Source organism: Stenotrophomonas sp. PS02300 (assembly GCF_029959395.1).
Taxonomy (GTDB): Bacteria; Pseudomonadota; Gammaproteobacteria; order Xanthomonadales; family Xanthomonadaceae; genus Stenotrophomonas; species Stenotrophomonas maltophilia_AD.
Genome location: NZ_JASCOP010000001.1, coordinates 81,617 through 96,221, shown reverse-complemented (window position 1 = coordinate 96,221; position 14,605 = coordinate 81,617). Strand labels below are relative to the sequence as shown.

13 protein-coding genes are annotated in these 14,605 nt (G+C 67.5%); 7 read left to right on the top strand and 6 right to left on the bottom strand.

Features of this window, described 5'->3' with window-relative positions:
* Positions 1 to 18 precede the first annotated feature (18 nt).
* The gene (locus QMX79_RS00395) at positions 19 to 510 is read left to right on the top strand and encodes a MarR family winged helix-turn-helix transcriptional regulator (RefSeq protein WP_282243236.1); all 492 of its coding nucleotides are present in this window, start codon (positions 19 to 21) and stop codon (positions 508 to 510) included.
* Positions 511 to 575: 65 nt separating this feature from the next.
* Here QMX79_RS00395 and QMX79_RS00390 read toward each other — a convergent pair whose 3' ends face one another.
* The 4 genes from QMX79_RS00390 to QMX79_RS00375 all read right to left on the bottom strand — a co-directional run bounded on the left by QMX79_RS00390 (position 576) and on the right by QMX79_RS00375 (position 5,054).
* Positions 576 to 1,715, bottom strand: coding sequence for a hypothetical protein (locus QMX79_RS00390; protein WP_282243234.1), 1,140 nt, complete (start codon positions 1,713 to 1,715; stop codon positions 576 to 578).
* A gap of 100 nt (positions 1,716 to 1,815) precedes the next feature.
* A complete protein-coding gene (locus QMX79_RS00385; protein ID WP_282243341.1) occupies positions 1,816 to 2,394 on the bottom strand; it encodes a thioredoxin family protein in 579 nt (192 codons plus the stop codon).
* 35 nt (positions 2,395 to 2,429) lie between these two features.
* Positions 2,430 to 3,932 carry an oligopeptide:H+ symporter gene (locus QMX79_RS00380; protein ID WP_282243232.1) on the bottom strand — a complete coding sequence of 501 codons (1,503 nt, stop codon included), beginning with the start codon at positions 3,930 to 3,932 and terminating at the stop codon, positions 2,430 to 2,432.
* A gap of 243 nt (positions 3,933 to 4,175) precedes the next feature.
* Positions 4,176 to 5,054, bottom strand: coding sequence for a tryptophan 2,3-dioxygenase family protein (locus QMX79_RS00375; RefSeq protein ID WP_282243230.1), 879 nt, complete (start codon positions 5,052 to 5,054; stop codon positions 4,176 to 4,178).
* Between the two features lie 337 nt (positions 5,055 to 5,391).
* On the opposite strand from QMX79_RS00375, the gene pdhA reads away from it, so the two are divergent.
* The 4 genes from pdhA to QMX79_RS00355 are packed head-to-tail and all read left to right on the top strand — an operon-like array spanning position 5,392 to position 9,277.
* The gene (gene pdhA, locus QMX79_RS00370) at positions 5,392 to 6,474 is read left to right on the top strand and encodes a pyruvate dehydrogenase (acetyl-transferring) E1 component subunit alpha (protein WP_282243228.1); all 1,083 of its coding nucleotides are present in this window, start codon (positions 5,392 to 5,394) and stop codon (positions 6,472 to 6,474) included.
* The gene (locus QMX79_RS00365; RefSeq protein WP_068854312.1) at positions 6,467 to 7,534 is read left to right on the top strand and encodes an alpha-ketoacid dehydrogenase subunit beta; all 1,068 of its coding nucleotides are present in this window, start codon (positions 6,467 to 6,469) and stop codon (positions 7,532 to 7,534) included. The genes pdhA and QMX79_RS00365 overlap by 8 nt, the downstream gene beginning before the upstream one ends.
* 1 nt (position 7,535) lies before the next feature.
* Entirely contained in the window at positions 7,536 to 7,889 is a 354-nt protein-coding gene (locus tag QMX79_RS00360) for an SH3 domain-containing protein (protein ID WP_282243224.1), read from the top strand.
* Positions 7,886 to 9,277: a dihydrolipoamide acetyltransferase family protein gene (locus QMX79_RS00355; RefSeq protein WP_282243222.1), complete on the top strand. Its 1,392-nt coding sequence runs from the start codon at positions 7,886 to 7,888 to the stop codon at positions 9,275 to 9,277. The genes QMX79_RS00360 and QMX79_RS00355 overlap by 4 nt, the downstream gene beginning before the upstream one ends.
* A 68-nt stretch (positions 9,278 to 9,345) precedes the next feature.
* Here QMX79_RS00355 and QMX79_RS00350 read toward each other — a convergent pair whose 3' ends face one another.
* Complete coding sequence (locus tag QMX79_RS00350; RefSeq protein ID WP_282243221.1) at positions 9,346 to 9,978, bottom strand: NAD-dependent dehydratase; 633 nt, start codon at positions 9,976 to 9,978, stop codon at positions 9,346 to 9,348.
* 103 nt (positions 9,979 to 10,081) lie between these two features.
* Here QMX79_RS00350 and QMX79_RS00345 point away from each other — a divergent pair, with 103 nt between their 5' ends.
* On the top strand, positions 10,082 to 11,629 hold the full coding sequence (locus QMX79_RS00345; protein WP_282243220.1) for a GGDEF domain-containing protein: 1,548 nt from the start codon (positions 10,082 to 10,084) through the stop codon (positions 11,627 to 11,629).
* A 2-nt stretch (positions 11,630 to 11,631) separates the two neighbouring features.
* Here QMX79_RS00345 and QMX79_RS00340 read toward each other — a convergent pair whose 3' ends face one another.
* On the bottom strand, positions 11,632 to 12,573 hold the full coding sequence (locus tag QMX79_RS00340) for a DUF808 domain-containing protein (RefSeq protein ID WP_282243218.1): 942 nt from the start codon (positions 12,571 to 12,573) through the stop codon (positions 11,632 to 11,634).
* Between the two features lie 179 nt (positions 12,574 to 12,752).
* On the opposite strand from QMX79_RS00340, the gene QMX79_RS00335 reads away from it, so the two are divergent.
* A complete protein-coding gene (locus tag QMX79_RS00335; RefSeq protein ID WP_282243339.1) occupies positions 12,753 to 14,393 on the top strand; it encodes an AarF/UbiB family protein in 1,641 nt (546 codons plus the stop codon).
* Positions 14,394 to 14,605: the final 212 nt, after the last annotated feature.

Sequence of the window (14,605 nt, the reverse complement as noted above, 5' to 3'; positions counted from 1 at the left end):
ATCAAGGTGCACCGCAGCATGAGCCCACCCGATCCCAGCAGCCAGACCATCCGCGCCACGCATGCCCTGCTCGACCTGGAGCAGTTCCTGCCGTACCGGCTGAGCGTTTTGTCCAACCGGGTCAGCGGCAACATCGCCAAGCTGTATGGGGACCGTTATGGTCTGGCGATTCCCGAATGGCGGGTGATCACCATCCTGGCGCTGTACCCGGGCTCATCGGCGAGCGAGGTCTCCGACCGCACCGCGATGGACAAGGTGGCGGTCAGCCGGGCCGTGGCCAGACTGCTCGAACGCGGCTTCATCAAGCGTGAAACCCACGGCGATGACCGCCGGCGCTCGGTGCTGGCGCTGTCGGCGGCCGGGTTCGAGGTCTACGAGACCATCGCCCCGCTGGTGATCGAGATCACCCGCAAGCTGATGTCGGTGCTCAGCGAGGAGGAGGAGCAGATGCTGGAGAAGCTGATCCTGCGCCTGGCCGGCGAAGGCCTGCAGCGGATGGACCAGGGCTGATCGGAGCCAGTACCGGCCAACGGCGGGCCAAAAGCCGGTAGGTAACGACCGTTGGTCGTTACGCCTCAGCTGAGGTGTTTCCGCCGCGCATGCACCCAAGGCGCGGCCAACGCGCCGATGGCGCCGGCGGCCAGGCCCAGTGATGCCGCCACCGCGGCCGCTTCCAGCGCACCCGGCAGGGCCAGCGCGGCGATCACCAGCAGCGCGGCCGGCAGCGCGATGAAGGTGGCCAGGAAGTAGCGCCAGCGCGGCGCCCAGGTGCCCACCTGGAGCAGGCTGACCGGCATCCAGGTTTCGCCCGAGGCGTCTTCGGCGATCTTGGCGGCCACCTTGGGCAGGTCCACTTCGACCGGGCCCTTGCCGGTGCGGGCGGTGGCCAGCGCGCGCGCCACCTCGTCGATTGACGGATACGAGGTCGGCCACGTCACGGGCGCAGTGACCCCATAGGCCGTCAGCACCGGCACGCTCAGCCACGGCGCCAGCAGCGGCCGCAGCTTGCGCCGGTCCAGCACGCACCAGACCTGGGCCACGCCGTTGGCCACCACGCTGTACAGCGCCAGCTGGCCCGGCTCCGGGTACGGCAGCACGTGCACCCGCGCGGCCATGCTGGTGTAGCCCATGTCGCGCAGGAAGCCGGGCCGGGTGCGGCCCTCGTGCGCCCAGGCCAGGCCCAGCGGCGCAACCAGGTAGGCCTCCGCCGGGTCCTTCACGCCTGCCGTGGCGCGGTCATCGCTGGCCAGGAAGAACGCCAGCGACTTCGGCTCGGCCACATCGGCCTGGTCCCAACGGCCGCTGTCGCCCAGCACGTGCTTGAGCGGCAGCCGCGCAGGCGCGGTTTCGGCCTTGGTGGCGTTGTGCAGGTAGGGCAGCACCGAGAGCACGAAGCCCTGCAGATCCACCCCGCGCGTGCCGGTGCCCTGCCATTCGCTGGGCAGCAGGCCCACCAGTGCCGGGTTGCGGGCCAGCTGGTCGAGTTGGGCCTTCTGTTCGACCAGCTTCTGCACCGCCGCCTTGAGCAGCACGTTGTCGGGCACCGACACCTGCGGCAGGCGATAGAGCGTGGCCCCGGGTGCCGGGGTGTCCGCTTCGCTCCCTGCGTCGTGCGCCGAATGGTCGTCCAGCAGGACATCCGCGGGGGGCAGGCTCACGCCGACGGCGGCGTCCAGGGAGATATCCGATGTGCTGTCGCTGGCGCCGGGCTGCATGCGTTCAATCCATGAGGTCCTTGGACATAGCGGCAGCGAAACGGGCATCTGTAGGGAGGACAAAAAAATGCCGCGATGATCGCGGCATTTTCTGTTCCGGTCAGGGCGCCTTCGGCGGCGCCCATTCCTTCATGAAGGCAAAGAAGCGTTCGCGGTTGTAGCCTTTGGGCTGGCCCTTGTCGGCCTCCAGCTCGCCGGTGAACTGCGAATGCAGCAGCGTGCCCTGCGCATCCAGCACGAACAGGTGCGGGTAGCCCTTGATCTGCGGGAACTGCGACAGGAAGGCGGCGTTTTCGTTGTCTTCGCTGTAGTTGACCTTCATCCAGACGTAGTTGGCATCGCGGAAGCTGCGGATCTCCGCATCGCCCTCGATGAACGCGTCCAGCAGGTGGCACCACGAGCACCACTCCCCACCCACGTCCAGCACGATCCGCTTGCCACCGCGCTGGGCCTCGACCTTGGCGGTGGCCAGGTCGGCGACCGGGTCGCGGGCCGGATCGAACTGCGCGTTGAGCCCGGCGACCGCGGCGACATCCGCCGCGGCCGGGGTGTTGCCCGAGGCCACCGGTTGGCCGGGATCGGCCACCGGTGGCTTCTGTTCGGTGGTGTCCAGCGGATGCGCAGGTGCGGCAGTGGGCGCCGATGGCGAACAGGCGGCCAGCAGGCCGGCCAGGAGCATCGGGGACCATCGCGTTTTCATGCGCATCGCAGACCTCACTTGACGCCGTGCATCAGCTTGTTGATCAGCGGGGCGATCAGGAACAGCAGCACGCCCGAGCCCATCAACGCCCAGAAGCCGAAGGTGTAACCGGTCAGCGCCGATTCGACGGTCATGCCGCTTTCGCCGCTGACGATGCCGGCGAAGATGCCCGACAGGTTGTTGCCGATGCCGGTGGAAAGGAACCAGCCGCCCATGCCGAAGCCGACCAGGCGCACCGGGGCCAGCTTGGTCACCATCGACAGGCCGATCGGCGACAGGCACAGCTCACCGACGGACTGGATCACGTAGACCATGAACAGCGTCCAGAACGGGATCTTGCCGTCCACCACCATGCTCGACAGCGCCAGCATCAGCAGCGCGAACGCGGCGCCGTTGAACAGCAGGCCCAGGCCGAACTTGCGCGGAATGGACGGGTTGGCACGGCCCAGCTTGATCCAGATCCAGGCAATGATCGGCGCCAGCGCGATGATGGCCACCGAGTTCACCGACTGGAACCACGCGGTCGGGAAGGTCCAGTTGCCCAGCTTGCGGTTGACGATCTCATCGGCCAGGAAGGTGAAGGAGCTGCCGGCCTGTTCGAAGAACATCCAGAACATCACGTTGAAGGTGAAGATGATCAGCATGGCGATCACGCGGTCGCGCTGGACCTTGCCTTCGCGGATGCCTTCGACCAGCAGCAGCACGCCCAGCGCAATGAACATCACGCCCAGGATCCAGGCCAGCGCGGTCGCGCCGGTGGACAGCAGGAAGTAGGCCACCGGAATGGCCACCAGCGAGCCAACGAACACCATCACCACGCGGCCGAGGCCTTCACCACCCACCGGCGGTGCACCGATGCCCTTCAGGCCGGCGCGACCGATGTAGAACCACACCAGGCTCAGCAGCATGCCGACGCCCGAGGCGATGAACACCATCTTGTAGGCCGGCATGGCTTCGGTACCGAAGACCTTTTCGGCCAGGTACTGGGTGAACACCGGGGCGATCATCGCGCCGATGTTGATGCCCATGTAGAAGATGGTGAAGCCCGAATCGCGGCGCTCATCCTTCAGGCCGTACAGCTTGCCGACCATGGTGGAGATGTTCGGCTTGAACAGGCCGTTGCCGATGATGATCGTGGCCAGGCCGAACTCGAACACTTCCTTGTTCGGCATGGCGACCATGAACAGGCCGGCGGCCATGATCACCGCGCCGGTCAGGATCGAGCGCTGGTACCCCAGCACGCGGTCGGCCACGTAGCCACCAAAGATGGCCGCGGCATACACCAGCGCCAGGTAGGCACCGTAGGTGCGGCTGGCCGCAGCCTGCCCGGCCGAGTCGCCGTCGAAGAACTGGGCCACGATGTACAGCACCAGCGCCCAGCGGATCCCGTAGAACGCGAAGCGCTCCCAGAACTCGGTCATGAACAGCATCCACAGCGGGCGCGGGTGGCCCAGCGTGGTCTTGAACTCCGGCAGCGCCGGTTCGGGAACGGATTTCGCGGCGGCGTCTACGCTCATGCGGGATTCCTGGGTTCGGTGGAAGACATGCACGTCCGATGTGCGAAACAACGCGGGAGAATCCCAGAACAACGGCGTTCACGTCAAATACACACCAATCTGTGCAGCTGGCCGCATGGTCGCTGAACTTGCATCTGCAACTACCGCCCCGCAGCCGCCAGCGCAGCAACGGCGGGGCCTGCCGCACCGTAAGGGGGATGCGGCGGGAAAACATGAATGGGCCAGCCGCGCCCCCCCGCCGGCTCAGGCGTCCGGCGGCATCGGGTCGTCGTTGCGGATCGTGGTGCGCACCTGGAACAGTTCCGGGAAGAAGGTCAGCTCCAGCGCCTGGCGCAGGAACCCCACCCCGCTGGAGCCGCCGGTGCCACGCTTGAAGCCGATCACCCGCATCACGGTGCGCATGTGGCGGAAGCGCCAGAGCTGGAAGGCGGTTTCCAGGTCCACCAGGTCCTCGCACAGCGCGTACTCGCGCCAGTAGCGGTCGGTGTTCTGGTAGATCCGCTCGAACACCGGGTGCAGCGCATCGTCGGCCACGTGCGGCTGCCGCCAGTCGCGGTCGATGTAGCCCGCCGGGATGGCATGCCCGAAGCGGGCCAGGTAACGCAGGAATTCCTCGTACAGGCTGGGCGCGTCCAGCACCTGCTGCAGCTGCGCCTGGCCGGCCGGGTCGTGCGAGAACACCTGCAGCATCTGCGCGTTCTTGTTGCCCAGCAGGAATTCGATGTAGCGGTACTGCAGCGACTGGAAACCCGACGACGGGCCGAGCACATCGCGGAAACCCATGTACTCCGAAGGGGTCAGCGTTTCCAGCACCGACCACTGCTCGGTCAGCTGGCGCAGCACCTGCTTGCTGCGCGCCAGCACCTTCTGGCACTGCCAGACCTGGTCGCGCTGCAGGAACCCGATCGCCGCGCGCAGCTCGTGGGCCAGCAGCTTGAGCCACAGCTCCGAGGTCTGGTGCTGGATGATGAAGAGCATCTCGTCGTGGTGCGGCGGGTTGGACAGCGGCTGCTGCGCCGAGAGCAGCTGGTCCAGCCGCAGGTAGCCGCCGTAGGTCAGGCGTCCCTCCAGGTCGGTGTGGATACCGGCTTCAAGGTCGCGTTGGTTCTTGTCGACAGACATGGCGGGGGCCGCTGGAGGGGGCCAAAAGGGTAGCGCACCGCCTGCACCGGCGGGTGGGAGATTCCATGCGCAGGCGTGTGGTGGCCGGCCGGCGACCCGAATCTGCGCGGCGGGCGGGGTTGCCCGCCTTCCGGGCAGGTGCCTGCCACGGTCCGCTCATGCCCCGTTGATACAACTGAATACGTTGACGCCATTGGCGTTGCGGGCCCCTGATGGGGTATACCGGGCCGATGTCCCCCGGGACAGTATGCTGCGCCGCAGGACGCCTTTTTCATACGCCGTCCTTAACATGGCAATTCATATCATTTGTAACTTCCTGTCGAAGGTGCAGTACGCAATGACGGTTGCCGCTGAGTTCAAGATCGAATACCTGCAGTACCTGGACACGGACGGCACGCTCGTCCGCGATGACCTGCCCGAAGCCCTGCGCGACCCGCGCGCGCTGCTGCCGATGTTCAAGCAGATGCTGTTCGTGCGCGTGTTCGACGGCAAGTCGATCGCGTTGCAGCGTACCGGCAAGCTGGGTACCTATGCCGCCTGCCTGGGCCACGAAGCCGCCCATGTCGGCATCGGCGCTTCCATGCAGAAGGACGACGTGTTCGCGCCGTCCTACCGCGAGTACGGCGCGATGTTCATGCGTGGCGTACGCCCGCGCGACGTCCTGATGTACTGGGGCGGCGACGAGCGTGGCAACGACTACGGCGGCAACGCGGCCAAGGACTTCCCGTTCTGCGTGCCGATTTCCACCCAGTGCCTGCACGCCGCCGGCGCTGCGCTGAAGTTCAAGCTCAATCAGGAAAAGCAGATCGCCGTGGCCGTCTGCGGTGATGGTGGCAGCTCCAAGACCGACTTCTACGCTGCGCTGAATTCGGCCGGTGCCTACAAGCTCCCGCTGATCCTGTGCATCGTCAACAACGGCTGGGCCATCTCGGTCCCGCGTTCGGCCCAGACCGGTGCCGAAACGCTGGCGCAGAAGGGCCTGGCCGGTGGCCTGCACTGCCTGCAGGTGGACGGCAACGACCTGATCGCGGTGATGGCCGCCATGCTGCAGGCACGCGAACGCGCGCTGGCCGGCGACGGCGGCACCGTGCTGGAACTGATGACCTACCGCCTGTCCGACCACACCACCGCCGATGACGCGCGCCGCTACCGCGACGATGCCGAGGTCAAGGATGCCTGGCAGCGCGAGCCGATGCTGCGCCTGCGCAAGTACCTGATCGGTGCCGGCGTGTGGAGCGAGGAAGAGGAACAGGCCTGGACCGTGGAATGCGGCAAGCGCGTGGATGAAGAGGTGAACCTGTACCTCAACACCCCGGTGCAGCCGGTCGAGGCGATGTTCGACTTCCTGTATGCCGATCCGCCGCAGGACCTGCTGGTCCAGCGCGCACAGGCGATCGCCCTGGAGCAGCGCCATGGATGAGATCAAGAACGGCGCGCCCGGCGCGCAGACCAACGCCGCCGACAGCGCCGCCATCGCGCGCGGAGAAGAGAGCATGACCACCACCCCCATCACCCTCATCGAAGCCATCACCCAGGCCTTGGCGTGGGAGCTGGAACACGACAAATCGGTGCTGGTGCTGGGCGAGGATGTCGGCGTCAACGGCGGCGTGTTCCGCGCCACCGCCGGGCTGCAGCAGCGCTTCGGCGCCGACCGCATCCTGGACACCCCGCTGGATGAAACCACCATCGCCGGCCTGACCATCGGCCTGGCCGCGCAGGGCATGAAGCCGGTGGCCGAAGCCCAGTTCGATGGCTTCATGTACCCGATGGTGGACCACATCATCTGCCACGCCGCACGCCTGCGTTACCGCACGCGTGGCCGCCTGCACTGCCCGATGGTGCTGCGCGTGCCGTGGGGCGGCGGCATCCGTGCGCCGGAACACCACAGCGAAGCCAACGAGGCGATCTTCACCAACGTGCCGGGCCTTCGCGTGGTGCTGCCGTCCTCGCCGCAGCGTGCCTACGGCCTGCTGCTGGCCGCGATCCGCGAACCGGATCCGGTGATCTACATGGAACCCAAGCGCATCTACCGCCAGTACAAGGAAGTGGTGGTCAACGATGGCGAAGCGCTGCCGCTGGACGTCTGCTTCGTGCTGCGCGACGGCACCGACGTGACCCTGGTGACCTGGGGCGCGCAGGTGAAGGAAGCGCTGGAAGCGGCCGACAAGCTGGCCGGCGAAGGCATCAGTGCCGAAGTGATCGACGTGGCCACGCTGCGCCCGCTGGACTTCGCCACCATCGCCGAATCGGTGGCCAAGACCGGCCGCTGCGTGATCGTGCAGGAAGCCCCGAAGACCGCGGGCTTCGGCGCTGAAATCGCCGCGCGCCTGGCCGAGGAATCGCTGTACGACCTGCTGGCACCGGTCGAACGTGTCACCGGCTACGACACCCACATTCCGCTGTTCCGCCTGGAAATGAAGTACCTGCCCAGCGTGGACCGGATCGTGAGCGCGGCCAAACGCGCGGTGGCGGCGGGCTGACATGCGGGCCAGACTTCTGGGCCCGTACCGCAGCCAGTACCCCAACCCGCTCCGGTTCCGCACCGGCCAGATCGTCGAACTGGGTGTTCGTGACGAGGAATGGCCGGCGTTTGCCTGGGTACGCACCGATGACGGGCGTGCCGGCTGGGCACCGGTGGCGTGGTTGCAGTTGCTGGACGATGGACGCGCAGAGGCCCTGCGCGACTATGACGCCCGCGAACTGGACGTGGACAGCGGTGAAATGGTCAAGCTGCATCATGAACACGGCGGCTGGTGGTGGTCTGAACGCGCGAACGGCGCGACGGGCTGGCTGCCGGCCCGCGATCTCGAACTGCTGGAAGAGAAATGCACATGAGTGAGAACAAGAATTTCCACCTGCCCGACCTCGGCGAAGGCCTGCCCGACGCCACCATCGTCGAGTGGTTCGTCAAGGAAGGCGACGTGATCACGCTGGACGAGCCGCTGGTCTCCATGGAGACCGCCAAGGCCGTGGTTGAAGTGCCCTCGCCGTTCTCCGGCAAGGTGCTGAAGCTGGCCGGCGGTGCCGGCGACATCATTCCCACCGGCAGCGTGCTGGCCCAGTTCGAACTGGACCCGAACCTGCCGCAGCGCGCCGATGGCCAGGACACCGGCCACAGCCACGGCCATGCCGCACCGGCGCCCACGCCGAGCACCGGCCAGGCTGCCCCGGCCCAGCCGGACAAGGTGGTGGCGTCCGATGACGGTGGCGAGATCGCCAAGCCGGGCGCCGAGCGCGATGACGCCGGCACCGTGGTCGGCGCGATGCAGAGCTCCAATGCGGTGCACGCCGAACAGGCGGTGGCGGTCGGCGGGGTCAAGGCCGTGCCGGCCGTGCGTGCCACCGCGCGCAAGCTGGGCGTGGACCTGGCCCGCGTGCGTGCCACCGGCGCCGATGGCGCGGTGACCATGGCCGACGTCAAGCAGGCCGCCGCCGATGGCAGCGCCAAGGTCGGCGCCGCGCCGGCACCGGTGGCTGCTGCCCCGGTCGCCGCTGCCGCACCGGTGGCCCGTGCCGCCGACACCCGCGCGCCGTTGTCCGCCGCGGGCAAGCCGATGCGCACCCAGCCCCCGGGCGTGGTCGCCAAGGGCCAGCCGGAACCGCTCAAGGGCGTGCGCCGCAACATGGCGCGGGTGATGGCCGATGCGCACAGCAAGGTCGTGCCGACCACGCTGAACGACGATGCCGACATCCACGCCTGGGTGCCGGGCAACGACGTCACCGCCCGCCTGGTGCGCGCGATCGTGGTGGGCTGCCAGAAGGTGCCGGCGCTCAATGCCTGGTTCGATGGCGATGCGCTCACCCGCACCCTGCACGCGCACGTGGACGTTGGCATCGCGGTGGACACCGACGATGGCCTGTTCGTGCCCGCCCTGCGCAATGCCGACGTGCTGGATGCACGTGGCATCCGCGAAGGCGTGAACCGCCTGCGCGAGCAGGTCGAAGCGCGGTCGATCGCCGCGTCCGAGCTGAGCGGTTACACCATCTCGCTGTCCAACTTCGGCATGTTCGCCGGCCGTTACGCGACCCCGGTCGTGGTGCCGCCGTGCGTGGCCATCGTCGGTGCCGGCCGTGCCCGCCACCAGATGACCCCGGTGATGGGCGGCGTGGAAGCGCACAAGGTGATCCCGTTGTCGGTCACGTTCGACCACCGCGCCGCCACCGGCGGCGAGGCCGCACGCTTCCTGCGCGCGATGCTGGATGACCTGGCCCTGGCGAACTGATCCACTGCCTGGTTGTTTGATGCGATGACGGCCACCCCAGGGTGGCCGTCATCGTTTGGCGCCCCGGGTCACGCCAGGTCGGCGGATCCCACGATATGCACGCCAGGGCGGGGTTCCAACGCGGCGTCCACCATCGCGGCGGCGATGCGCTCGGCGGGATTGATCCGCCACGCGCGGGGCAGCACGGGGCCCAATGCGCCCAGCACCAGGCTGGCCAGGTGTTCGCCGGTGCGGCGTTCGCTGCGCTCGCCACCGATCAGGCCCGGTCGCACCAGGGTCAGCGACGGGTAGCCGAGACCGCGCAGGTCCTGCTCCAGCCTTCCCTTCACCTGGTTGTAGAAGATCCGCGACCCGGCGTCGGCCGCCATCGCCGAGTTCAGCACGAACGCATGCGCGCCGTGCACCCGGGCCTGCGTGGCCACCTGCAGCGGGTAGTCATGGTCGATCCGGGCGAACACCTCGCGACTGCCGGCCTGCCGGATGGTGCTGCCCAGCGCGCAGATCACCGCGTCCACCGCCCACCAGTCCGCGTCCAACGGCAGCTGCTCGAAGTCCACCACCGGGTTGCGCAGGGCCGGGGAGGATGAGCGCAAGGGCCGGCGCGTGGGCGCCACCACGGCATCGCAGCGGTCATCGTCCAGCAGCTGCTGCAGCACCTGCCCGCCCACCAGCCCGGTGGCCCCAACCAACATCACCTTCATCGCATACTCCCGCCACCGGATTGCCTACCATCGTGGCACAGCCTGTCGTTCAAGCCGGCGACAACGGCGCCGATATCGTTCCAACATTGCCAGGACCCGCCGTATGAAGGACCCGCAGGACGCCCTCCCCAGCCCCGGCACCGCCGTGGGCCGGCTGCTGTCGCGCCGCCAGGCATCGGCCACCGCGGTCGACGCCAGCGTGGACGCCCCGGCGGTCAAGGGCGGAAGCAGCGCCATGCTGCAGCGCCTGTTCGCCGGGGCCGACCAGCCCGAACCGCTGCTGGCCGCGTTCGCCCACGGCATGTCGACCCTGCCCGGCGAGCTGGGCGACATGGGCCTGCGCCTGCAGTCGGCACAACGCAGTGCCGACTGGGTCAGCTATGGCCGCGCCATGCGCCAGCTGATCGACAAGTACATCCGCACCATCGAACAGGACAGCCCCGACGGCCAGCCCGACAGCCTGCGCCTGCGCGAGCTGCTGCGCCTGACCCTGGGCGTGACCGTGGCCAGCCTGCTGCAGAACATGCCCGAGCTGAAGGACGAACCGGTGCAGCTGGCCGCCGACCTGCGCCAGTGGCATCCCGGCCAGCCGCTGCAGCCGCTGGAGCTGCGCCTGCGCGAGCTGACCCACCAGATCGGGGTGCGCAGCGATGGCTGGCAGGAACAGCAGGAACTGCTGCTGAGCCTGTTCGACCTGCTGCTGGACAACATCGGCGAGCTGCTCGACGACAGCAGCTGGCTGCACGGCCAGGTGCACGCGGTGCGTGCGCTGATCAGCGGGCCGCTGGACCGCGACTCGGTCGAGCAGGCGCGTGCCAACCTGCGCGAGGTGATCTACAAGCAGGGCCTGCTCAAGCAGGGCATCGTCGAATCCAAGGCGGCCATGAAGAGCCTGATGGGCGGCTTCATCGAACGCCTGGATGGGATGGCGGTCAGCACCGGCGAGTACCACGACCGGATCAGCAGCTACGCGCTCGCATTGAAGGAGGCGCGTAGCATCGCCGATCTCAACCAGCTGCTGCAGGACGTGCTGCAGGATACCGGGCGGGTGCAGGAGCAGGCACTGCAGGCGCGCGACCATCTGGGCAACGCGCGCCGCGAAGTCGAGCAGGCCGAGGCGCGCATCGCCGAACTCGAACAGGAACTGCGCGATGTGTCCGGGCTGGTGCGCACCGACCCGTTGACCGGGGCACTCAACCGGCGCGGTTTCGATGAGCTGCTCGAACGTGAGCTGGCCCGCGCGGACCGGCACTCACACCCGCTGGCGCTGGCGCTGCTGGACCTGGATGATTTCCACCAGACCAACAGCAGCTACGGCCATCCCGGGGGCGACGCGATCCTGCGCCACCTGGTCACCGTCTGCCAGCTGTTGCTGCGCAGTACCGATACGATTGCGCGCATTGGTGGCGACGAGTTCGTGCTGCTGATGCCGGAAACCCCGGGCGCGGACAGCATGTCCACCGTGCTGCGCCTGCAGCGCTCGCTGGCGCAGCGGCCGGTGGAGCTGGACGGGCACCGGGTGCTGGTGCATTTCAGTGCGGGCCTGAGCCAGTGGCAGCCGGGTGAGAGCGCCGATGCACTGCTCAAGCGCGCCGATGCGGCGCTCTACGCGGCCAAGCGGGTCGGCAAGAACCGCGTGCAGGCGGGATAACCTCAATGCGCGGCGGTTTTGCCGCGCGCCTTCTGGATACCGGTTACTGCCGCCAAGACCACCGCGCCGGCGATCACGCCGACGACGAGATTGGCACCCGCTTCCACCAGCCAGCCCCACGGCGCCACCTTGCCGGCGATACCCAGCACGAGGTGATGCACCGCCGGCACGTTGTGCACCAGGATGCCACCGCCGACCAGGAACATGGCCAGGGTGCCGGCCACCGACAGGAACTTCATCAACCACGGTGCGGACACCAGCAGGCCACGGCCGAACGCGGCCAGCGCGCCGCCCTTCTTCGACAGATACAGGCCCGCGTCGTCCAGCTTCACGATGCCGGCCACCAGCCCGTAGACGAACACCGTCATGCCCAGCGCGATCACCACCAGCGCGGTGACCTGGTTGATGAAGGGTGCGGCCGACACCACGCCCAAAGACAGCACGATGATCTCGGCCGACAGGATGAAGTCGGTGCGGATCGCGCCCTTCACCTTGTCCTTCTCCCACGCCACCATGTCGACCTTTTCGTCGGCCAGCGCCTTGAGCCGCGCCGCCTTCTGCTGCTCGTCTTCCTCCTGCGAATGCAGGAAGCGGTGCGCCAGCTTTTCCACGCCTTCGTAGCAGAGGAACGCGCCGCCGATCATCATCAGCGGCACCACGATCGGGATCGGATAGCCCTTGCCCTTGAGCCAGGCTTCCAGCGCGCTGATCACCAGCGCCGCAGGCACCAGGATCGCCTTGTTCACCAGCGAGCCCTTGGCCACCGCCCACACCACCGGCAGTTCGCGGTTGGCATTGACCCCGGTCACCTGCTGCGCGTTCAGCGCCAGATCGTCGCCCAGCACGCCGGCGGTCTTCTTGGCCGCCACCTTGGTCAATATCGAAACGTCGTCCAGCAGGGCGGCAATATCGTCGAGCAACGCAAACAGGCTGGCACCGGCCATGGCAATCCAGAAATCAGAGGGTGGCGCCGATTCTGACCGATCCGGCCGCGTTCGTGGAAGATCGGGCGGATTCACCGCCCCACCACCGCCCTGCGGCGACACTGCGGATCCGTCCCGCCCCGGAGCCCTGCTTGAATACCACGCCCGCTGTTCCCGGCTCGCCGTCGCTGGTCAAAGGCATGAACCGCCGCAGTCAGATCCTGCGCCTGCTGCTGCGCTACCGCCATTCCGGGGTGTTTTCGGGGATGAACCTGGATTCGCGTGCCGTCCACGACCTGCCGCCGGAGGGCAACCCGGAGCAGTTCGTCACCGACCTGGAGTCACTCGGGCCGACCTTCGTCAAGCTGGGCCAGATGCTCTCCACCCGGCCGGACATGGTGCCCGTGGAGTTCGCCACCGCACTGGAGCGGATGCAGGAGAAGGTCGCGCCGATTCCGGTCGAGCGCATCTACACCATTATTGAACAGGAGCTGGGGGCGCCGGTGTCCAAGCTGTTTTCCAGCTTCGACCCGGTGCCGCTGGGCTGCGCCTCCATCGCGCAGGTGCACCGCGCACAGCTGCATGACGGCCGCGAAGTGGCGGTAAAGGTACAGAAGCCGGAAGTGGCGGCCCAGCTCCGCTCGGACCTGGAAGTACTGCGCAGCTTCGCCTTGGCCGCCGACCACCTCACCCAGGTGGGTCGCCGGGTACGCCTGCGCGACTGGCTGAATGAATTCGCCAAGACGCTCATGCAGGAACTGGACTACCAGGCCGAAGCCGAGAACCTGCAGCGCTTCGGCCAGCACCTGCGGCCGTTCAAGCCGCTGTGGGTGCCGCAGCCCATCTGGGACTACTGCAGCCATCGCGTGCTGACCATGGAGCTGGCGCAGGGCGTGCGCGTGGACATGATTCCCGACGTGCGCCGTACCGAGGAGCCGATGGCGCCGCTGGCGGCCGCGCTGATCCGCGGCTACATCGACCAGATCTTCGTGCATGGTGAGATCCACGCCGATCCGCATCCGGGCAACCTGCGGGTGACGCCCGAAGGACGATTGGCGATCTTCGACCTGGGCATGGTCGCGCACATGCCGCCGCGCCTGCGCGAGCGTCTGTTGAAACTGCTGTTTGCCGCCGTGGACGGGCGCGGCGAAGAAGTGGCCGACGAGATCATCGGCATCAGCACGCGACTGGAAGCCTTCGATGAGGAGCGCTACCTGCGCGAAACCGGCCAGGTCATCGCGCGCTATGCCGCCAGCGGCACGTTCTCGGAAGGCCGGGTGGTGCTGGACCTGGTGCGCATCGCCACCGCCAGCGGACTGCGCACGCCGCCGGAGCTGAGCCTGCTGGGCAAGGCGCTGCTGAACCTGGAAACGGCGTGCCGGCTGCTGTCGCCGGACCTGGATACGCGCCGCATCGTCGAGCGCCAGCTGCAGCACGTGATGCGTGCGCGCTTGAAGAAGTCGCTGTCGGCGGCGAACCTGGCCAGTGAAGCGATGGAGGTACAGCAGCTGCTGCGCGAGGGCCCGCGCAAGATGTCCGACATCCTGGCGCTGCTGGCCGAGAACCGGCTGCAGATGAAAGTGACCGGGCTGGAGGAATCCCGGTTGATGGAGAACCTGCAGAAGATCGCCAACCGGGTGTCTGCAGGCATTGTCACTGCGGCGTTGATTCTTGCTGCCGCAATGATGATGAAGGTCGATACCGGATGGCACCTGTTCGGCTATCCGGCCATCGCATTCACCCTGATGCTGATCGGCGTGTTCCTGGGTCTTGGCATCATTCTCAGTGCGTTGTTGTTTGATCGGCGTGCGCGATCGCGCGAAGAGCGTGGGCATCGGTAAAAGCGTACCCACCAACGGTGGGCACCTACCGAAGGCACGCATCTGCGTGCCTTCTTCACGTGCGTTCTACGCATTGAACGGCCATGCGGTGTAGGCGTCAAGCGCACGCTTCCAACAAACATTTCAGTCAGGTTCGTGCAGGCATGATCGGGTCATCGGCCTGTCATGTGGGTGTGTTTAGGCAGCCGGTCGCACCTGTCTCCGCTGCCGAT

Bases quoted from the DNA above. Each gene is read 5' to 3' on its own strand.
- QMX79_RS00395 (WP_282243236.1), top strand. From the start codon at position 19: ATGAGCCCACCCGATCCCAGCAGCCAGACCATCCGCGCCACGCATGCC.
- QMX79_RS00390 (WP_282243234.1), bottom strand. From the start codon at position 1,715: ATGCAGCCCGGCGCCAGCGACAGCACATCGGATATCTCCCTGGACGCC.
- QMX79_RS00385 (WP_282243341.1), bottom strand. From the start codon at position 2,394: ATGCTCCTGGCCGGCCTGCTGGCCGCCTGTTCGCCATCGGCGCCCACT.
- QMX79_RS00380 (WP_282243232.1), bottom strand. From the start codon at position 3,932: ATGAGCGTAGACGCCGCCGCGAAATCCGTTCCCGAACCGGCGCTGCCG.
- QMX79_RS00375 (WP_282243230.1), bottom strand. From the start codon at position 5,054: ATGTCTGTCGACAAGAACCAACGCGACCTTGAAGCCGGTATCCACACC.
- pdhA (WP_282243228.1), top strand. From the start codon at position 5,392: ATGACGGTTGCCGCTGAGTTCAAGATCGAATACCTGCAGTACCTGGAC.
- QMX79_RS00365 (WP_068854312.1), top strand. From the start codon at position 6,467: ATGGATGAGATCAAGAACGGCGCGCCCGGCGCGCAGACCAACGCCGCC.
- QMX79_RS00360 (WP_282243224.1), top strand. From the start codon at position 7,536: ATGCGGGCCAGACTTCTGGGCCCGTACCGCAGCCAGTACCCCAACCCG.
- QMX79_RS00355 (WP_282243222.1), top strand. From the start codon at position 7,886: ATGAGTGAGAACAAGAATTTCCACCTGCCCGACCTCGGCGAAGGCCTG.
- QMX79_RS00350 (WP_282243221.1), bottom strand. From the start codon at position 9,978: ATGAAGGTGATGTTGGTTGGGGCCACCGGGCTGGTGGGCGGGCAGGTG.
- QMX79_RS00345 (WP_282243220.1), top strand. From the start codon at position 10,082: ATGAAGGACCCGCAGGACGCCCTCCCCAGCCCCGGCACCGCCGTGGGC.
- QMX79_RS00340 (WP_282243218.1), bottom strand. From the start codon at position 12,573: ATGGCCGGTGCCAGCCTGTTTGCGTTGCTCGACGATATTGCCGCCCTG.
- QMX79_RS00335 (WP_282243339.1), top strand. From the start codon at position 12,753: ATGAACCGCCGCAGTCAGATCCTGCGCCTGCTGCTGCGCTACCGCCAT.